The organism is Herbiconiux daphne (assembly GCF_024979295.1).
GTDB lineage: Bacteria > Actinomycetota > Actinomycetes > Actinomycetales > Microbacteriaceae > Herbiconiux > Herbiconiux daphnes.
Genome location: NZ_JANLCJ010000548.1, coordinates 1 through 606, shown reverse-complemented (window position 1 = coordinate 606; position 606 = coordinate 1). Strand labels below are relative to the sequence as shown.

At 41.7% G+C, this 606-nt stretch carries 1 protein-coding gene; it reads left to right on the top strand.

What is annotated here, in order from left to right:
- Positions 1-25: 25 nt before the first annotated feature.
- Positions 26-606, top strand: a 581-nt coding sequence (locus N1032_RS26375) for a hypothetical protein (protein WP_259543610.1), incomplete at its 3' end; no start/stop codon positions are given.

The window sequence follows — 606 nt, the reverse complement described above, 5'->3', positions numbered from 1 at the left end:
GCCTAAGGCTTTTGTCAAGAAGTACATGGATTCACAAGGACTCACCGAAGAAGAGGTCTGTGGCCCATTTACCGCACTTTGGTACACTCCATTCGACACTGGTAAAACAGATAAGGTCAAGGCAGTAATGCTTGACATGGGTTGGATTCCCACCGAATGGAATTCCAAGAAGATGCAGTTTCAAGTCTGGCAGTATCGTAAACGACTTGAGAAAATGTCTTATGCAAATTTCATCAATAATGAGTGTAGTGATGAAGAGCGAGAGTTCTTCACAACTTGTGTTGATGCGTTTGTAAATAAACATTTCAGAAATAAATCAAAAGGTTACATGAGGGCGGTCTTATACGGTATGGGTTTCGATATGAAACGTGTACCTACATTTGACCAAATCAAAAAGAAATTACTTCTTAGTCAGTATTGGATTACAAGTCCACAGATTACAGAAGATTCTTTTGATTCAGTTCCCGAAGATGCTGGCCGAGCTATGCAGCTTTTAAAGCAGCGAATGGTTTGGTCACATCGTCGTTCCCTTATTGCAGGTCTGATTGATTTAGTTAGACCTGATGGTAAAGTCGCTGGAGAGGCTAACCCCTGTGCAACACCCAC